At 43.7% G+C, this 16,687-nt stretch carries 18 protein-coding genes and 1 riboswitch; of the genes, 5 read left to right on the plus strand and 13 right to left on the minus strand.

What is annotated here, in order from left to right; translation table 11 throughout:
• Positions 1–10 precede the first annotated feature (10 nt).
• The 4 genes from cobJ to CJ483_RS02735 form a co-directional block, all read right to left on the minus strand.
• The gene (cobJ, locus tag CJ483_RS02720; protein WP_120031698.1) at positions 11–1,597 is read right to left on the minus strand and encodes a precorrin-3B C(17)-methyltransferase; all 1,587 of its coding nucleotides are present in this window, start codon (positions 1,595–1,597) and stop codon (positions 11–13) included.
• 19 nt (positions 1,598–1,616) lie between these two features.
• Positions 1,617–2,000: a (2Fe-2S) ferredoxin domain-containing protein gene (locus CJ483_RS02725; protein WP_120031700.1), complete on the minus strand. Its 384-nt coding sequence runs from the start codon at positions 1,998–2,000 to the stop codon at positions 1,617–1,619.
• Between the two features lie 155 nt (positions 2,001–2,155).
• Positions 2,156–2,345: riboswitch (cobalamin riboswitch) on the minus strand.
• A gap of 109 nt (positions 2,346–2,454) precedes the next feature.
• Positions 2,455–3,324: a GHMP family kinase ATP-binding protein gene (locus CJ483_RS02730; RefSeq protein ID WP_120031702.1), complete on the minus strand. Its 870-nt coding sequence runs from the start codon at positions 3,322–3,324 to the stop codon at positions 2,455–2,457.
• Positions 3,325–3,336: 12 nt separating this feature from the next.
• On the minus strand, positions 3,337–4,086 hold the full coding sequence (locus tag CJ483_RS02735) for a MerR family transcriptional regulator (RefSeq protein ID WP_120031704.1): 750 nt from the start codon (positions 4,084–4,086) through the stop codon (positions 3,337–3,339).
• An 86-nt stretch (positions 4,087–4,172) separates the two neighbouring features.
• On the opposite strand from CJ483_RS02735, the gene CJ483_RS02740 reads away from it, so the two are divergent.
• Entirely contained in the window at positions 4,173–4,871 is a 699-nt protein-coding gene (locus CJ483_RS02740) for a CPBP family intramembrane glutamic endopeptidase (protein WP_120031706.1), read from the plus strand.
• 188 nt (positions 4,872–5,059) lie between these two features.
• On the plus strand, positions 5,060–5,632 hold the full coding sequence (locus tag CJ483_RS02745) for a biotin transporter BioY (RefSeq protein WP_120031708.1): 573 nt from the start codon (positions 5,060–5,062) through the stop codon (positions 5,630–5,632).
• 60 nt (positions 5,633–5,692) lie between these two features.
• Here the strand turns inward: CJ483_RS02745 and CJ483_RS02750 are convergent, their stop codons facing one another.
• From CJ483_RS02750 to CJ483_RS02770, 5 genes are all read right to left on the minus strand, one after another.
• Positions 5,693–6,463, minus strand: coding sequence for an NRDE family protein (locus tag CJ483_RS02750; RefSeq protein WP_120031710.1), 771 nt, complete (start codon positions 6,461–6,463; stop codon positions 5,693–5,695).
• A gap of 21 nt (positions 6,464–6,484) precedes the next feature.
• A complete protein-coding gene (locus CJ483_RS02755; RefSeq protein ID WP_259455547.1) occupies positions 6,485–7,444 on the minus strand; it encodes a mechanosensitive ion channel family protein in 960 nt (319 codons plus the stop codon).
• 460 nt (positions 7,445–7,904) lie between these two features.
• Entirely contained in the window at positions 7,905–9,233 is a 1,329-nt protein-coding gene (locus CJ483_RS02760) for a D-serine ammonia-lyase (protein ID WP_120031716.1), read from the minus strand.
• Positions 9,234–9,300: 67 nt separating this feature from the next.
• Positions 9,301–10,293 carry a diaminopimelate epimerase gene (gene dapF, locus CJ483_RS02765; protein ID WP_120031719.1) on the minus strand — a complete coding sequence of 331 codons (993 nt, stop codon included), beginning with the start codon at positions 10,291–10,293 and terminating at the stop codon, positions 9,301–9,303.
• A gap of 202 nt (positions 10,294–10,495) precedes the next feature.
• Entirely contained in the window at positions 10,496–10,837 is a 342-nt protein-coding gene (locus CJ483_RS02770) for a GlpM family protein (RefSeq protein ID WP_120031721.1), read from the minus strand.
• A gap of 125 nt (positions 10,838–10,962) precedes the next feature.
• Between CJ483_RS02770 and CJ483_RS02775 the strand changes: the two genes are divergently transcribed.
• Positions 10,963–11,859: a LysR family transcriptional regulator gene (locus tag CJ483_RS02775; RefSeq protein WP_120031723.1), complete on the plus strand. Its 897-nt coding sequence runs from the start codon at positions 10,963–10,965 to the stop codon at positions 11,857–11,859.
• 47 nt (positions 11,860–11,906) lie between these two features.
• Here CJ483_RS02775 and CJ483_RS02780 read toward each other — a convergent pair whose 3' ends face one another.
• Positions 11,907–13,193: an NCS2 family permease gene (locus CJ483_RS02780; RefSeq protein ID WP_120031725.1), complete on the minus strand. Its 1,287-nt coding sequence runs from the start codon at positions 13,191–13,193 to the stop codon at positions 11,907–11,909.
• A 267-nt stretch (positions 13,194–13,460) separates the two neighbouring features.
• Between CJ483_RS02780 and CJ483_RS02785 the strand changes: the two genes are divergently transcribed.
• A complete protein-coding gene (locus CJ483_RS02785; protein ID WP_120031727.1) occupies positions 13,461–13,664 on the plus strand; it encodes a hypothetical protein in 204 nt (67 codons plus the stop codon).
• Between the two features lie 122 nt (positions 13,665–13,786).
• Positions 13,787–14,248, plus strand: a complete 462-nt coding sequence (locus tag CJ483_RS02790) for a hypothetical protein (RefSeq protein WP_120031729.1) — start codon at positions 13,787–13,789, stop codon at positions 14,246–14,248.
• 85 nt (positions 14,249–14,333) lie between these two features.
• Here CJ483_RS02790 and ribH read toward each other — a convergent pair whose 3' ends face one another.
• The 3 genes from ribH to ribE are packed head-to-tail and all read right to left on the minus strand — an operon-like array spanning position 14,334 to position 16,684.
• Positions 14,334–14,804, minus strand: coding sequence for a 6,7-dimethyl-8-ribityllumazine synthase (gene ribH, locus CJ483_RS02795; protein WP_120031731.1), 471 nt, complete (start codon positions 14,802–14,804; stop codon positions 14,334–14,336).
• Positions 14,805–14,820: 16 nt separating this feature from the next.
• Positions 14,821–16,014, minus strand: coding sequence for a bifunctional 3,4-dihydroxy-2-butanone-4-phosphate synthase/GTP cyclohydrolase II (locus CJ483_RS02800; protein ID WP_120031733.1), 1,194 nt, complete (start codon positions 16,012–16,014; stop codon positions 14,821–14,823).
• Between the two features lie 22 nt (positions 16,015–16,036).
• On the minus strand, positions 16,037–16,684 hold the full coding sequence (gene ribE / locus CJ483_RS02805; protein ID WP_120031735.1) for a riboflavin synthase: 648 nt from the start codon (positions 16,682–16,684) through the stop codon (positions 16,037–16,039).
• Between the last annotated feature and the right edge of the window lie 3 nt (positions 16,685–16,687).

The raw sequence follows: 16,687 nt of genomic DNA on the forward strand, positions 1-16,687 counted from the left end.
TTCCGCTCCTTTAATCCCCACATGGTGCAGGTTCAAGATTTATTTTTGGTTCCATGTCGCGATAGTCAAAGTTTTGAATTCTTTTTACACGTTTAAAATATTTAAAGAATCGCTCATTTGGATGGCCTTTTTCTTTGTATTCAGCAATAATCTCCTCCAGCAGCGGAACGAGCGCCTCTGGTTCGACTCCTTCAGCAACAGGCTGGCCAGCATGAGCCGTACGTCCAACTGTCTTTGCCCCTAGAAACAAATCAAATTTGCCTTTGCGAAATACAATGCCGATATCCTCTTTCACCGCTCCATAGCAGGCCATTCCGCAGCCATTCAATCCAATTTTTAGTTCTTTCGGCATTTCTAAGCCGTCAAATTTCTCATGAAGCAGTTCAGCGTACGGAATTGCATCTTTCTTTTCTCCGTCACAGAAGTCACAGGCTTTCACCGTTGCAACATCCCCAATAGGTGAAAGCAAAAATCCGGCATCCTTTAAGGAAGCTGTTACTTGATGAGGATCTTCTGTCGGCACCCGTAAAATTACTTGGTGATGAGGCGTATATTCGATAGCCCCTTTTTCTCCGGCTGCTTTTGAAAGAACGAGCATTTGCTCAGCCGAGAACACCTTATTCGCCACTCCCGGGCTGACAGCTACTTCAAAAATGGATTCTACTTTTCTCTTGAACAGCGGCTGACTTGTCTCTTGTTTGTCTTTTCCATCTAAAAGGCGGAGCGCTTTCATTCCAAGCTTGTACAGGTCTGTTTTCTCCTCTTGCCCTCCATGAAGAGCCCACGGCTCATTTTTCGGCTTCAACCGTTCGTGCGGCTTTAGCGGCTGCTTTTCTGATGTTAATGTATATTTGCGCTGATAGCCCCTCGGTGTAATCATTTTGTTGTCGTAAAGGAATGTGGTTGAATTGCCAATGATTACGGTCGTCAGCATGCCGATATCATGATCCAGCATATTCTTCAAGTCTGTGATCACCACTTGTTCTCTTTCCCGGTAAGCGCTCTTGACGAGGCCGACTGGCGTATCCGGTGAACGGTGCTTTAATAAAATGCGCTGCGCTTCCGCAATTTGTCTCGTTCTTCTGCCGCTCTTTGGATTGTATAAAGCGATGACAAAATCAGCTGCCCCTGCTGCTTCTATCCGCTTGGCAATCAAATCCCACGGCGTTAGATGGTCACTTAAGCTGATTGTGCAAGCATCGTGCATAACCGGTGCCCCAAGAAGAGAAGCACAGGAATTGATCGCCGAAATTCCCGGTACAATCTCTACTCCCACGCCGTCCGCTTCTTTCCAACCTTGTTCAACGAGTACTTCATAGACAAGACCTGCCATGCCATAGACACCGGCATCTCCGCTTGAAATGACCGCCACCGTTTTTCCTTCTTCCGCTAATTTAACAGCGGCCTGTGCACGGCTCACTTCCTCTGACATCCCGGTGCTGATGATTTCTTTTCCCTCAATAAAGTCCGCGATCAAATCGACGTATGTTTTATAACCGATAATACAGTCGCTTTCCTTTAGCGCTTCCTTGGCCCGTTCTGTAATGTGCTCTGCGCTGCCCGGTCCAAATCCGACAACCAATAATTTTCCCTTCACTCTATTCGCCCTCCTCTGCTTACTTGGCTGTTTGCTTTTCTTTATCTTTGGCCACACCGGTTACACGGTCATTTTGAAGAATCATGCCTTTTTCGTAATAAGTGTACGTGACAGCTTCTTCAACCGGCCGGCCTTCTTGGAGATGGGAAGCCACAATTTTCTCTGCGAGCTGTTCATCCACCTCGTGGTACCATGTGCCTTCCGGGTAAACGATGACGACACAAGCATCTTTACAGCGGCCGTTACATCTTGTTCTTGTCGTATGCACCCGAACATCAAGCTCCCGTTTTTTTATTTCTTCCCTGATTGTCTGCGTGACCTCTTCTCCGCCTTTTCGCATACAGCTCGAACCATTGCAAATGAATACATGATGGTTCATTTCTGTTAAATCCCATGTCGCCACATTCCCCACTCCTTTTTGGAAAATAAAAAAGTCCTTAACTTCAGAAGAAGTTAAGGACTAAGAGCTACGTATATAAGCTACTCAAGGAACGAGTAATCATGCCGAATGCGCCGACACCGTTCCATACAGTCATCCTGTTCTTCCCTCCGAAGAATGATGGTTCGAAGAAGAAAGCAGGTCTCCTGGCTTACGGGTCCACTTACTCTTGTCCCTTCCCGGCATTACGCCAGTGGCTGTTGACAATTTCATCACCGTTTACAGTAGCGGGGGCTGCATCGGACTTTCACCGATTTCCCTATTATCCCAGAAATGACTCTCCCGGGCACTCTCTTCTTATTATTCAATTTTTATGTATGTCATCCTGATTTTTCTAAATTTCAAACTCTTTTATTAGATTAGCAGGTTCTTCATTCATTTGACAAGGGAAATTTTACACAACGTTTCTTTTGTTGAACTATGAAGAAGAAGACAAAGCAGGTACAGGAACGGAAATGAAAGGCTTCCAGCCTGTTTTCTGCTTAATGACCTGCTTGACGGCAGACATTTTTTCTAAAAAAGAAGGGTCATATCTATGACACAGCAAGCCTATCACGGTCCCGCTGTGACCTACAATGACTCCCAATTCAAATCTTTTAGCCAGCTCAGCGAACAACGAGAAAAAAGGCTTAGGCAGCAGCTCCTCATTTAACTTCGCGCTTTTCGTGACGGCAGACAAAATGGCAGGTACACTGCCGGACAAGAGACTGTCATGCATTTCATCAAATAATTGAGCCATTTGCAGCTTTGCAGCAGCAGAATATTCACCTTTCATCCTATAGTACTGTTGTGTATTCAATCGTCCCCCACTGTCATAACCGATAAGAAACAACTCAGGGAAATTTGGATAAGAATAGAGCAGTTCGCCTGTTTTCTGGTTCACGGCATTGATGCCCTGATACATAACTCCATCTGTCGGTTCAACAGCAGCAGCGATTTCTGCAATAGCTGAGTCCGTAAAGTCTATCCCCACACTCATAGCGACAGCGCGCACGGCAGCAGTTATATCCGCAGAGCTGCTTGCCATCCCTTTGCTGACAGGAATTTGTGACGAAAAGTATAATGTTCCTCCTACACTCATCCCAGCTCTCTTCAATGCAAGCTCTGCAGCGTAGATCGCTTTTCTCTTATAAGGATGGTCACTGCGTACACCAGGAGAGTGAGTGGGAACAAACCATACTTTGCTTGTTAAGGGAACAGGCAGCGTAAATAGGAACGGCTGACCATTCTTTTCTCCCTGGGCAAGCTCGCCAAATGTACCGGTGGATCTTCCAACTCCTTTTTTCACTATATAACCACCTCATTCACGTGCTTGTTCAAATAAGTAAATAGCGTCCTCCAAAAAACAGATCACCTCTTTTTTAATAGGATATAAATTTAGAAGCCCTGATTTATCTGCTGATTTCCGTACACGCCAAAACTTTTCTTCCAGCTCCCGATTTCCGGCAAACATTTCATCTGTCAGTAAGAGAACGTCAGAAGCAATCAACTTTCCCTCTTCTGATTCTGGGCCAATATTTTTAGCTACACAAAGGTCAATCCTTTTCAATAAGTTCATCCACTTATTGATCAGCTTATCATCCTGTTCCAGTTTCGGAAGCTGCTCCTGCAGGATGGTTTGCTCTTCCTCATCAAAGAACTTATTCCAATTTCCTTTCTCTTTTTCATCGCTTCTTTCTTTTCTGACTAAAGGAATTAAGTGCTCCCACTGTAAATCCCCTTCCACCTTTAAGATATTCAACAGCGTATTCGTATGAAGCACCGCTTGTTCAAGCTCCGCTATGTTTTGCCTCAATGACTGCTTATGTATGCTCAACAACTGCTCAATCGTTAATTGGGATAACACTTTCTTTATAACTTTAAGCGGCAGTTGGAGACTTTTTAAAATTGTCACCTTCTCTATTTTCAGAACATCTGCATCATTGTAAAACCTTTTTCCATGTTCATCTTTAAATGAAGGAGTCACTAAATCGATTTGATCATAATATCGCAGCGTCCGGACAGAAAGATTTAATTTTTTTGACACTTCCCCTGTAGAATAATAGCTCACTTCACTCACCCCTAAAAAAGTGCTTCCACGTGACGCAGCGTCACCTTTTACACTTACTATATCACAATGTAACGGGAAGAATAAGAATGAATGAGAAACCTTTATTTTTTAAATATTCACCATGGAAGCGGAAGGAAACTCTCCAGCTTCTTTTACTCGTGTTCGTGATCGTGCCCTTCTTTATTGAATATCTATTAAACGATTACTTGGAAAGCACATTTCAAAATGATTTATACGCCGGAACCCTCACTGGTTTTATCATGTCTATTGTCTTTACATTGGCCGTTTATTGCCTTGCTTTAAGACCACAGCGACTTACCTGGAAGGAAGTCGGCTTATCCAGTTTCCCAAAAACTTATTGGGGGGCGATCGGCGGCTGGGCAATGGTATTAATTATCGCCAGCATTTTTTTAATTATAGCAGGAGATTTATTTGGGCTTGGCTATGGAAATAAAAAAACTGACAGCCTGCAATCTCATCTTAATTTTATTAATTTTACGATTGGTTTTATCTCAGCAGCTGTCACTTCGCCTGTGTATGAAGAAATTCTTTACCGCGGCTTTCTTTACCGCTGGTTAAGAAGCAAATATGGACTGGTTATTGGAATGATAGGCAGTTCTTTTATCTTCATGCTCGTCCATATTCCAACATACAATGTGCTGCCGATTACTTTCATATCCGGCCTCGTCTTTTCCTGGACCTATGAAAAGACTAAATCAATTATCCCCGGAATGATCATTCATGCGATTTTTAATGCCCTAGCTGTCATTCTTACAGTCATTTAGTGACTAGCAGGAGATCATATGCCTCAATGCTCCTATTGCCTTTTGTTTAATAAGACTTTATTTGAATTTTTCACAAATTGAAATTTGTGAAAAAATAAACAAAAAAACGCCGTTGACACAATGAGTCGCCTTTATTTAAAATAAGGTTAACATTTATTGCTTGTTTAATTTTATTTGGAGGGATTCTTATGTCTGCTCAGCACGAAAGATTAAGAATGATGCTAACAGCCGCCCTTTTCGCTGCTATCATCGGTATTTTTGCTCAAATTACCATTCCTTTGCCACTCGTTCCTATTACAGGACAAACGCTGGCGGTCGGTTTGGCAGCCACCATTCTCGGTTCCAGATACGGAGCACTGGCAGCTCTTTTATACATGCTGATCGGGGCAGTCGGCCTTCCTGTGTTCTCAGGTATGTCCGGAGGAATGGGCATTATCTTCGGTCCAACGGGCGGATATATTATCAGCTTTGTTTTATCGGCCTTCTTTATCGGCTGGTATATTGAAATAACTAAACCGACTGTGCTGCAAGCTTTTCTAGCCAACATTATCGGCATGGTGATTAACCTCGCTTTCGGTACGGTCTGGTTAAAGATTTTCGCTGAACTTGGCTGGGTGGAAGCCTTTGCTAGTGGATTTATCCCATTTATTATTGGGGGCATCATTAAAGCCTTTCTTGCTGCCTGGATCGGTATTCAGGCACGTAAACGCTTAGCTTCAGCCCGCCTGCTGCCGCAATCGGCTTATAACCATACGGCCTAATTGCCAAAAAGAGCTGTCTGACAAGTTGGTCACTGATGACTAACTGTAAGACAGCTCTTTTTATATAGATTCAATTTTAAACTGAAACGCTTCTTCACCAACAAGATTTCCCTGAAGATAGCTCCGTTCGGTGAAAGTAACATGGTTCGTCTGGTCAATTGTGACAACCGTTGATGAGCGGGTCCCATAGTCTTCACTTCTAATAAAAAGAGGCGAAAGCTTTCTTTCCCAATCGAGAGAGACGCCTGTACGAGGCAGTTCTTCATCCGGAGCCAATTCTTCATCCTGCAAAAAGGAAAACAAACAATCAACAGATAAAGCTGGCGAATGATGCAAACACTCTTCTAGATAAGCTTTTCCTTTTCTTGATTTCGGCCAGGGCGTGTTCAGCGTGGCGTTGCTTAAGCTGTGAACGCCGGGAGCAACAGCTTCTTTCAAATCTTTTCTGTTGTTATAATACCAAAGCTCATCCGCTGTTCCAGCCAGTAAGTTAAAGCCGGGATAACTATCTTTTTGCTCCCGCAGCTCATCCATAAATACTTCCGGCGGCTCTGTGCCTGTTAAGAAAGCTTGAACAATTTCCCCACGCGACCGTTTTCCTTCGGTTTTTTCAGAAGGATCACGAAAATTCGTTAGCGCCGCAAACCGGCCTGTTTTTGTGATTCCGAGCCATGTTCCCATCTTCTCAAGATCACGCCCAGCTAGAACACTGGGCGTTTCCTCCCAATAATGAGCTTTTTGAGTCGGACGATTGAAAAACTCATCCCGGTTGGCAGCAATAACTAATTTATAGGGGGCATACGCCTGAAAACAAAAGTTAATTAAACACATACATTTGCACCTTTCTGGCAATTATGACGGCTTCACCTCGATCGGCTGCGAAGCAAGCCGGATATCATTTTTCTGGAATAGAGAAGCAATCGCATGACGAAGCCTGCTTTCTATTTTTTGCTTAATGACGATGCTTTGGACAGGGACTTCTATCTTGAACACCATCGCTTCATTGCGAAAATCAATAAAACGGACAGACTGTGGCCCCTGCGGCTTGATTTCCTTTTCAGCAATGACTTTATCAGCAGCGGCATATAACAATTCTTCAACCTTTTCCGTATCCTGCCCGAATTTTACTTCCACTACTACTTGAGCTACCACTTCAGCTCCGGAACGATTCGGTACAATCTGTTCAATAAAATACTGGTTCGGCACAATTAAAGAGCCTTCGGTTGCTGTTTTGACAACAGTGGAACGGAGCCGGATTTTTTCTACCCGGCCAAATTTGCCATTCACTTCGACTACTTCTCCGACTTCAATCGGTCGCTCAAACAAAATAATAATGCCCGAGATAAAATTACCAGCTACATTTCTCATGCCAAAGCCAATTCCGATACCGAGCACGCTAAATAAGGCGGCCGCTGCTGTTAAATCAAGCCCTACGGTCGCAAAGCTGATGGCCAGTGCAATAATCATAACCGTATAGTAGATCATCCGATTAAAAGTATAAGCAACCCCACTATCTAATCCATAATAATGATAGACTCTGCTCATCACAAAACGATTAAACAGCTTCACAAGCCTTTGGGAGAGCGATACAGTAAGGATTGCCACAAGAATTAAAAAGACAGTTACCTGTGCCTCTCCTGACGTATATAGAGGATAAAACAGCCACTTTTCCCTAGAAAAATAATAGAGAAACAGTAACAGAACGCCATAAAAAGTGAGCCAGTTTAACGTCGTATTAAGAAGAGGGATTAACTCCTCTTTCCAGGAGCCAGGCTCATATTTTTTCTTCTGATGAGTTTCATAACCAGCCATTTAACGAGCAAGATAATGGCCGTAAATAAGCAAAAATCCAGCAGCCTGCCCGCAAAATGATCCATTGAAAAAAAACGAATGACTTTCTCCATATTATCACCACTACTTTATTCTCTCCTTCTTTTCATTGCCTAAATCCCGTAGAAGTAAACAAAAGAGAAACGTACTAACGAAGGATTATTATTTCGGATATAGCGGCTTGCTGCTTTGTAATAAAGCCTGATGAAGAAACTATATGGAGATCGATTATGTAACTCTATATTATTCTTACATTTTGCTATTAAATGGATTGAAGATGAGCAATTTTCGGACACCACTAATTGTTAAACAATGAGAACTTTTCATTAATACACACTTTTTCTAATTTTCTTTCCCATTTATGGAACGGTTTATAAGCATACTACTATCCAGTTTGCTATCATTGCCCAAATAGGGTAAAGCATCACCACCTTATTTTAAATCAATACTGCTCTCCCTTTTTGATCATTACGATCATTTCTTCTTCAGGAACGAGGCCACCTCCTGTCGACCATACAAGATGAACAGCACCTTTTTGCTGACTGTCGGTGAAATGGCTCTCCAGCCAGCCGCTTACTTTTGCCCGAACAGGCCCTTCTATTCCCGCAAGAGCGGAAGGCTCCAGTTGCTCACCTTCAAGCTTAGCCATTTGATTCAAACAGATGAACAGCTTGTCATCCAACACGGTAAATACTCCGTCTAAATCATTTGCTACTGCTTTGCCGACAAAACTGGATGGTCTGCCGACGGCGAGGCCATCCGCCTCAGTTTTCAATTCGATCCCGGCATCCTGGACAGAGATTTGATCATGCAGTCCGGTCATTAAACCGAGCAGCATGCAGGGAGCTTGCACTGGTTCGGCGAAAAAGCCATAGACATGTTCTCCAAACACCCGCTTCAAGCCGGTAAAAATCCCTCCAGGTGCGCCGCCTACTCCACACGGTAAATACACAATCAATGGATGGTCTTCATCGACAGCAATGTTCTCTTTCTGAAACTGCTCCTGCAGACGGAGGGCAGCTGTTGAATAGCCGAGAAACAGCTCTTTTGAATGCTCATCATCAATGAAGAAACTGTTTTTTGTTTTTGCACTCAGCTCTCTGCCTTCTTCTACGGCACGGCTATAGTCATCTGCATACTCAATGACTTCAACCCCTCTATCCCGCAGCCGCGTCTTTTTCCATTCTTTCGCATCCGCGGACATATGGACGGTTGTCCGGAACCCAAGAGCTGCTCCTGTTATGCCAATGCTTAAGCCTAAATTCCCGGTAGAACCGACAGCGAGTGAATAATTAGAGAAAAACGCTCTCATTTCTTCGTTTGCTAGTTTACTATAATCTTCTTCTGTCGATAATAACCCATGTTCAATTGCAAGACTTTCTGCATGCTTCAACACTTCATACATGCCGCCGCGTGCTTTTACAGAACCAGCAACCGGCAGAAGGTGATCAGCCTTCATATATAAGCAGCCGGTAATCGTTTCGCAATGATACTTTTCAAGAAAAGTTTTCATATGTTCAATTTCCAGCAATGGTGACTCAATGATGCCGCCTACCTCTTTTGTTTCAGGAAAAACGGCCGTCAAAAAAGGCGCAAATCTTCTGAGCCTGGCATCGGCCTCATGTATTTCCTCGAGCGTAATCGGCCAATCGTCTGGTCCATTTTTTAACTTCTGATCGTTTATCCATGTTACTTCCTCGCCATTCCTCATTGCAGCTATGAGCGGCCATTGGCTCTCCAGTCTCTTTATTTCTTGTTTTTCGTTGCTCATCTACATCCCCCTGTTCATAATGAAAAAATTCCAAGAGCGGCCTCTTGGAATTTCTTTAGGTTATGATTTAAGCAAATACCGTTTGCTTTAAAAGTTCTTTTACTTCGCCGCCAAGCTTCTCATACTGTGCCTGTTCTGTTCTCTCTTGTTTATTCACTACAGCAAATGAAGCTGGATCGTTCAGATTCACTTCAACAACCGCGTCATATAAGTAAGTAGCATTGCCAATTAAATCAATCCAGTAGCCGCCGTCTGCTTTTTTGTGCGCGACACAGCGGACTTTGCCCCCATTATTATACACTTCAATGATTTCTTCCAGCTCATTTTTATCAAGTAAGCAAGTAATTAAGCTAGAAGCGGACATCGCTGTTCCGCAAGCATTGGTGAACCCAACCCCGCGCTCAAATGTTCTTACATAGATTTTTCCCGGTTCAATTGGATAGACGAAGCTCACATTCACACCGTCAGGGCATATGTCATTTGGACCGTTTAATTTTTCGGCAATCTGTTTTTGCTCGTCAGAAGCGATTTGATCTTGATTTACCATCGCAATTAAATGAGGATTAGGCACTGCTGCTGCCGAGAATGCAATAGAATCAGATAGTTCCGGCACGATTTCATTCAGTAGTGTGTCCTTCCCTTCAAGGTACATCGGCAGGCTTGACAGTGAGAACAGCACCGGTGAGATTTCCACACGGTAAGTTGGCACCTCTTCATATAGCTCTTCGTCCTTTGTTACTTGTAGATCAGCTTTCATCGTTTCAACGACAATTTCATCTTTTTTCAGCAATTCGCATACGTAACGGCCCAGACAGCGAAGGCCATTCCCGCACATAGAAGCTTCTGAACCATCGGAATTAAAAATTCTCATTCTCGCATCGGCCCGCTCGCTTTCCATGACGAACAAAATGCCGTCTGCTCCGAGGCTTGATTCTCTGTCACACAAAGCAATCGATAGATTCTTTCTCTCTTCCTCGGAAAAGGAATAACCGTTTGTCCATTCATCTATTAATAAGAAATCATTGCTTGATCCATGGCATTTAACTAACTCAATTTGCATGTCTTCTCCCCACAATCCGCTTTTGCTTTTTCTTATTAGCATACAAAAAAAACAGGCATTGGTCTATGCTTTCGTCACAAATATGCGAGCGTTCCGGACGAGTTGTCTTTCGAAAAGATAGGAAGCTAGGAAATGGGATGCCCATCTAAATATAAATAAAACCGTTTAATTTTTAATTTATCACTTGATATCCTTCCAATTTTTATGCACTTAGCTTTTGAGAAACAAAGCACATATAACCAACCATGTAACCAACATAAATCACCGACGCGCCTATAACCGCATATAGAGGTTTGACCCAATTGGACAGAAGAAAAATGCTGCTCATTAAAATAACCGCTCCGAAAGCACCGACGATGGCATTTTTCTGCGTCATTCTAAACTCTGTGAGATTCATATTTTTCATTTGTAAACTGATGTTGATCAACGTCATGATTGGAAGCAAGGTGATGACTCCTGACAAAAAAAGATACTTGGATTTGCTTAAAAGCGAAGCCAATACCAAAATAGAACCACCGATGGCAAATTGTACAATATAACTCAATGTCGCTCTCCCCTTTTATGTAACAATCTTTAGATGGGACCATTTTATTCTCTGGCTATATATAAGTAAACTAAATATAATTAATATTAAATATAATTAAACCTTATATCTTAGGAGCCATACAAATGAACCTAAAGAAATACATGACTTACATTAAGGTAGTGGAAACCGGCAGTTTAACGAAAGCGGCCGAACTATTAAGCTACACACAGCCGAGCATTAGCCAGATGATCAGCAGCTTAGAAGAAGAATACGGCTTCGCCCTGTTGGTCAGACAGAAAAACGGCGTAAAGCCGACAGAAAATGGCTGGAAGGTACTGAAAGCGATGCGGGACATTCAGAAAGGCTATGAAAAATTGATGGAAACCGTGGACGAAATTAATGGGCTAGAAACAGGGAAAGTTCGGATCGGCGCCTACATTAGCATCGCCACCAATTGGATGCCGCGCATACTGAGTGAGTTCAAAAGTCTGTATCCTTTTATAGAGATTGAATTGTATGAAGGAAACGCATCTGAACTGGATCGCTGGCTGGAAGAAGACATCATCGACTTTGCTATTGGTTCTTCCTACAATCATAAATGGCACTTCCGCTTTCTGCTGGAGGACCCGATTATGGCTGTTATGAGTACTCAGCACGAGCTGGCTCAATCAGATATCATCGACCTAGAAGCAATCAAAGCGGCTGACTGGATTCTCCCGTATTCAGATTCACTTTTCGAGGTGCATCACTTAATCAAAAAAGAAGGATTCACTCCTCGGGTTGCTTATCAGATAAGAGGAGATGAAACGATCATTGCCATGATACAGAACAACCTGGGGATCAGTCTGCTGCCCCAATTGCTGTTGAGTAATTCTGCTTTAGACAACATTACAGCCAAACCATTAAGCATTCTGGTCTCCAGAAAAGTAGGCATCCTCACAAATACAACGAAACATGTACACACCCCCTCGATTAACAAAATGATGAGTTTCGTGGAAGAATGGGTAAAAAAACCTAATCAGATGGAGAAGAATCTCTAGGATAAAAAAGCACACCGCTGTTGGACAGCGGTGTGCTTTTTTATCTATTATGCATAATGCAAGACAAAGTTAAACAGAAACAGCAACGAAACAATCCATAAGAGCTTGGATACTTCGCGGCCTCTGCCCATAACTATCTTTAAGACTGGATATAAAATAAAACCGGCAGCAATCCCGTCCGCTATGCTGTATGTGAATGGAATCATCACAATAATAAACAGCGCCGGGATGGCATCCGTTAAGTCCGTCAAATCCAAATGGCGGATATTTTGTATCATCAAGCTGCCAATCATCATTAGGACCGGAGCGATGGCCATGTCAGGAATCAGCTTCATGTAAGGAATGGCAAACACCGACAGCAGGAATAAGACGCCTGTCGTCAATGTCGTTAGCCCTGTTCTTCCGCCAGCAGCGATCATCGCTGAACTTTCCACAGTGGACACCGTTGGGCTCGTTCCCAAAATCCCTGAAGAAAAAGAGGAAAAGGCATTGGCTTGCAGCGCCCGCTTAAACTTATCTGGACGGCCGGCAAATTCCGTATGGCCGTGCACAAGGCCGATATTTTCAAATATGAGCACCATCGTTAACGAAAACACGGCAGACCAGAAAGGAACCGTGGCCCACTTTGACAGGGAAAATGCTGAAAACACATCGCCGTACACAGCGAACGAAAAAGAGGTATCTCCTACTTCCGGCAGCAACCCCATTACCCAGGCAGCGATGGTGCCAAATAAAATGCTCCATAAGAAGCCGCCTTGAATGCCTTTCAAAAAGACGATGATCGTAACGATCAGCGTCAATACGGTAAGGAGCACAGCCGGTTCTCCCAGATTCCCCATCGCCAAAATGGAGTGCTCTCCCCGTACAACGAGCCCGCCCTTTTCCAGTCCAATGAGCATTAGGAAAAAACCTAACCCGACTGAAATGGCCTCCTTTAAAACAGACGGAATGGATGCATTGAGCCAATCGGCCAATTTCGTCACTGTCACTAGGAAAAAGATAAGTCCTGATACCGCGACGACCCCAAGTGCTTCCTGCCAGCTCAGCGCCATCGCATGAACGAATGTATACGTAAACATTGCGTTCAGCCCCATGCCTGGCACAAGTAAAATAGGGGCATTTGCCCAAAAAGCCATAATCGCACAGCCGATAAATGAAGTGAGAATGGTCGCAATGACTGCTCCTTCAAATGGCACGCCTGCCTCCGACAAAATCAATGAGTTAACAGCCACAATATAAATAATTGTGAAGAAACCGATAACTCCCGCTGTCACTTCCCGCTTAATGGTTGTTCCGTGATCAGCTAACTGAAAAAAACCTCCACTCTTCTTCATAAATAAATGTACCTCTCGTACATCGCCCTCTCCCTACCCGCTTTTGCTGCATAAACAGCCAAGCCACAACAAGTATTGTATCAAAGCACTACTTGAAGAACAACACTGACAAAAAAGGACCTGCCCCGTTGCCGTTTGCAAATAAGCAGAACAGGTAAACAGGAGTGTGTGACACGATTTCAAATTGAAGAAAATTGATTCGTGTAGATGGTCTGAATAATTAATTATAAAATACATATCCTATTCCTGCTTAGGAGGTGAAACTTAATGAATAATCAAAGAAATAGTCAAAATCAACAAAATAACAAAAGTGTCACAGAGAGCATTAAGAACACAGCAGGCTCTGCATTTGAAACAATGCATAATGCTTTAGAAACAACAGAAAACGTTGCAATGAATACTGTTGATGCAACTAAAAACGCCGTAAATAATTTAACAGATAACACAAAAAAGAAGCGAGACAACCAATGATGAATAATGATTAAACGCCATTTATCTGGCGTTTTTTCATCTCCCCATCTTTCTCACACTCCTTTCTTCATTTAAAGGAAATCCTTTTACTGTAGCCATTTTTTGCAAGGAGAGAAATTACTATGCCTATCCGCAATCCAGTTGGAGAAGCAGAAGCGGCGGAACGACGTTTAAGAGAAGAAGCGACACGTAAAGTAAATGAAGCTAAAAATAGGATTCAAGATGCAATTAATAGTGGAGTTGACAGTCTTAACCGTCAGGATGTGGCTAAGGTATCAGAACATTTTAAAGAACACATTCCTCCCGAAATAACTAAAAAAGGAAAAGAATATGCACTTAAGTTGGAGGAGGTAAAAAGCAAGATTCAAGAACTCCAAAACGCCTTAGATATAAACATGATAAAGAAGGAAATGTTATACAGAGCAGAGGAATTTTGTGAAGCATGCCTTAAAGAAAAGCTTGGATTTCTTTCGTCTATCAGTTTAAAGAGCATTCCCAGAGTGAAATTAGATTTTAACGGTCAAGAAGAAAACCTTGATGCCCGCATCAAGGTTTTCTTTATAGGTGCTCCCTTTCAGTCATAAGCTTTGCAATATTTACTTTACCTTATTATTTCCTCAAATAACCTGCCCCGTTTCCGTCTCAAAACAGCAGGAGCAGATCCTTCTATTATCCTTCGATCGATCTAACCAAGTTTGCCATCTCAATCGCTGTCGCAGCAGCTTCCCAGCCTTTGTTGCCAGCTTTTGTACCAGCGCGCTCAATCGCTTGCTCAATCGTGTCCGTTGTCAGCACACCGAAGATGACTGGTACGCCTGACTGCATGGCGGCTTGGGCTACCCCTTTTGTTGCTTCATTGCTAACGTATTCAAAGTGAGCTGTAGATCCACGGATGACTGTGCCAAGTGTGATAACGGCATCGTATTTGCCGCTGTCCGCCATCTTTTTGGCGATCAACGGAATTTCAAATGCGCCCGGTACCCAAGCGGTATCCACGTTTTCTTCTTCAACTCCGTGACGGCGCAGGGCATCCTCTGCTCCGCTCAGTAATTTACCAGTAATAAATTCATTAAAGCGGGCAACAACGATGCCCACCTTTAAGCCTGTTCCAATTAAATTCCCTTCAAATGTTCTGCTCATGTTCTTCTCTCCCTAATTAAATAGTTAAAAAATGACCTAACTTTGTTACTTTCGTTTCCAAATAGCGGCGGTTTTCATCTTTCGGTGGCATTTCCAACGGCACGCGATCGATGATTTCTAAGCCGTAGCCTTTTAAGCCGGCAATCTTACGCGGGTTATTTGTTAACAGCTTCATTTCTTTAACGCCGAGGTCACGTAAAATTTGAGCCCCAATGCCGTAATCACGCAGATCGTCCGGGAAGCCAAGCTTTTCATTGGCTTCTACTGTATCATAGCCCTGTTCCTGCAACTTGTACGCCTTCAGCTTGTTGATCAAACCGATGCCACGGCCTTCCTGCCTCATATAAAGCAAGACGCCGCGGCCCGCTTCTTCGATTTGCTGAAGCGCCGCATGCAATTGAGGGCCGCAGTCACAACGGTAGGAACCGAAAACATCGCCCGTTAAGCATTCCGAATGAACACGGACAAGCACAGGAGAACCATCGCTTACATCACCTTTAATAAGGGCTACATGGTCTTTGCCCGTCAAATTTTCCGTGTAGCCAACCGCTTTAAAGTGGCCGAATTCTGTCGGCAGCTCAATTTCTACTTCCCGGGTAACCAATGCTTCCTTCTTGCGGCGATATTCAATTAAATGTTGGATGGTAACGATTTTCAAATCCAGCTCTTCCGCCATCGTGAATAAATCCGGAAGTCTTGCCATCGTTCCATCTTCCTTCATAATCTCACAAATCACACCCGCACCTTGATGGCCGGCAAGCAGCGCTAAATCCACCGCTGCTTCTGTATGGCCGGCCCGTTTTAATACACCGCCTTTTTTGGCAATGAGCGGGAAAATATGGCCTGGCCGTTTAAAATCGGCAGGCGCTGCATCCTTCTTCATCATTTCCTGGATCGTTGCTGCCCGTTCAAAGGCGCTGATCCCTGTGTGAGTCGATACGTGGTCAATGCTCACAGTAAATGCGGTTCCGTGGCTGTCTGTATTATGATCAACCATCATATTTAAGCCGAGTTGTTGGGCTTTTTCTTCTTCCACTGGTACGCAAATGAGGCCGCGGCCCACCTTCGCCATGAAATTCACCATTTCGGCATCAGCCAGGTCTGCCAGGCCGACAAAGTCACCTTCGTTTTCGCGATCTTCATCGTCCACAACGATGATGACTTTCCCATTTCTAAGGTCTTCCAGTGCTTCTTCTATCGATGCAAACATCTTTTTCACCTCGTTTGTATTATTAGGCAAAGCCGTGTTTTTCCAACAGCTCCATCGTTACGTTGGAAGCTGGTTTTTCCGCTTGCCGATTCATCATTCGCTCTACATATTTCGCAAGCATGTCACATTCAATATTAACTGGATCACCGATCGCTTTTTTCGCTAAAATCGTTTCCTCTTGTGTATGCGGAATGAGCGAGATCGTTATTTCTTTTTCAGACACATAAAAAATTGTTAATGATGTCCCATCTAGCGCCACCGATCCTTTCGGCATCAGGTAAGGCGCCAGCTCAGCCGGATAAGTGATATCCACATAAAGCGCATTTTCAACTTGTTTCTTGCCCGATATCGTCCCGACACCGTCTACGTGGCCGGAAACGAAATGACCACCAAAACGGCCATTCGCTGCCATCGCCCGTTCCAAATTCACTTTTGATCCCCGATTTACTTTGTTCAAGGAAGTGTCCTGGAACGTTTCCGGCATAACATCAACCGTAAAACGCTCAGCGGTAAAACTTGTAACGGTTAAGCAGACACCGTTCACCGCGATGCTATCCCCGAGCTGGACATCCTCCAGCACTTTTGAGGCCGCAATTGTTAGCTGCATCGACTGGGTCCGGGCAAGCACCTCTTCAATGGTGCCAATTTCTTCGATAATGCCAGTGAACAATAT

The organism is Bacillus sp. PK3_68 (assembly GCF_003600835.1).
In the GTDB taxonomy this organism is placed as follows: domain Bacteria; phylum Bacillota; class Bacilli; order Bacillales; family Domibacillaceae; genus Pseudobacillus.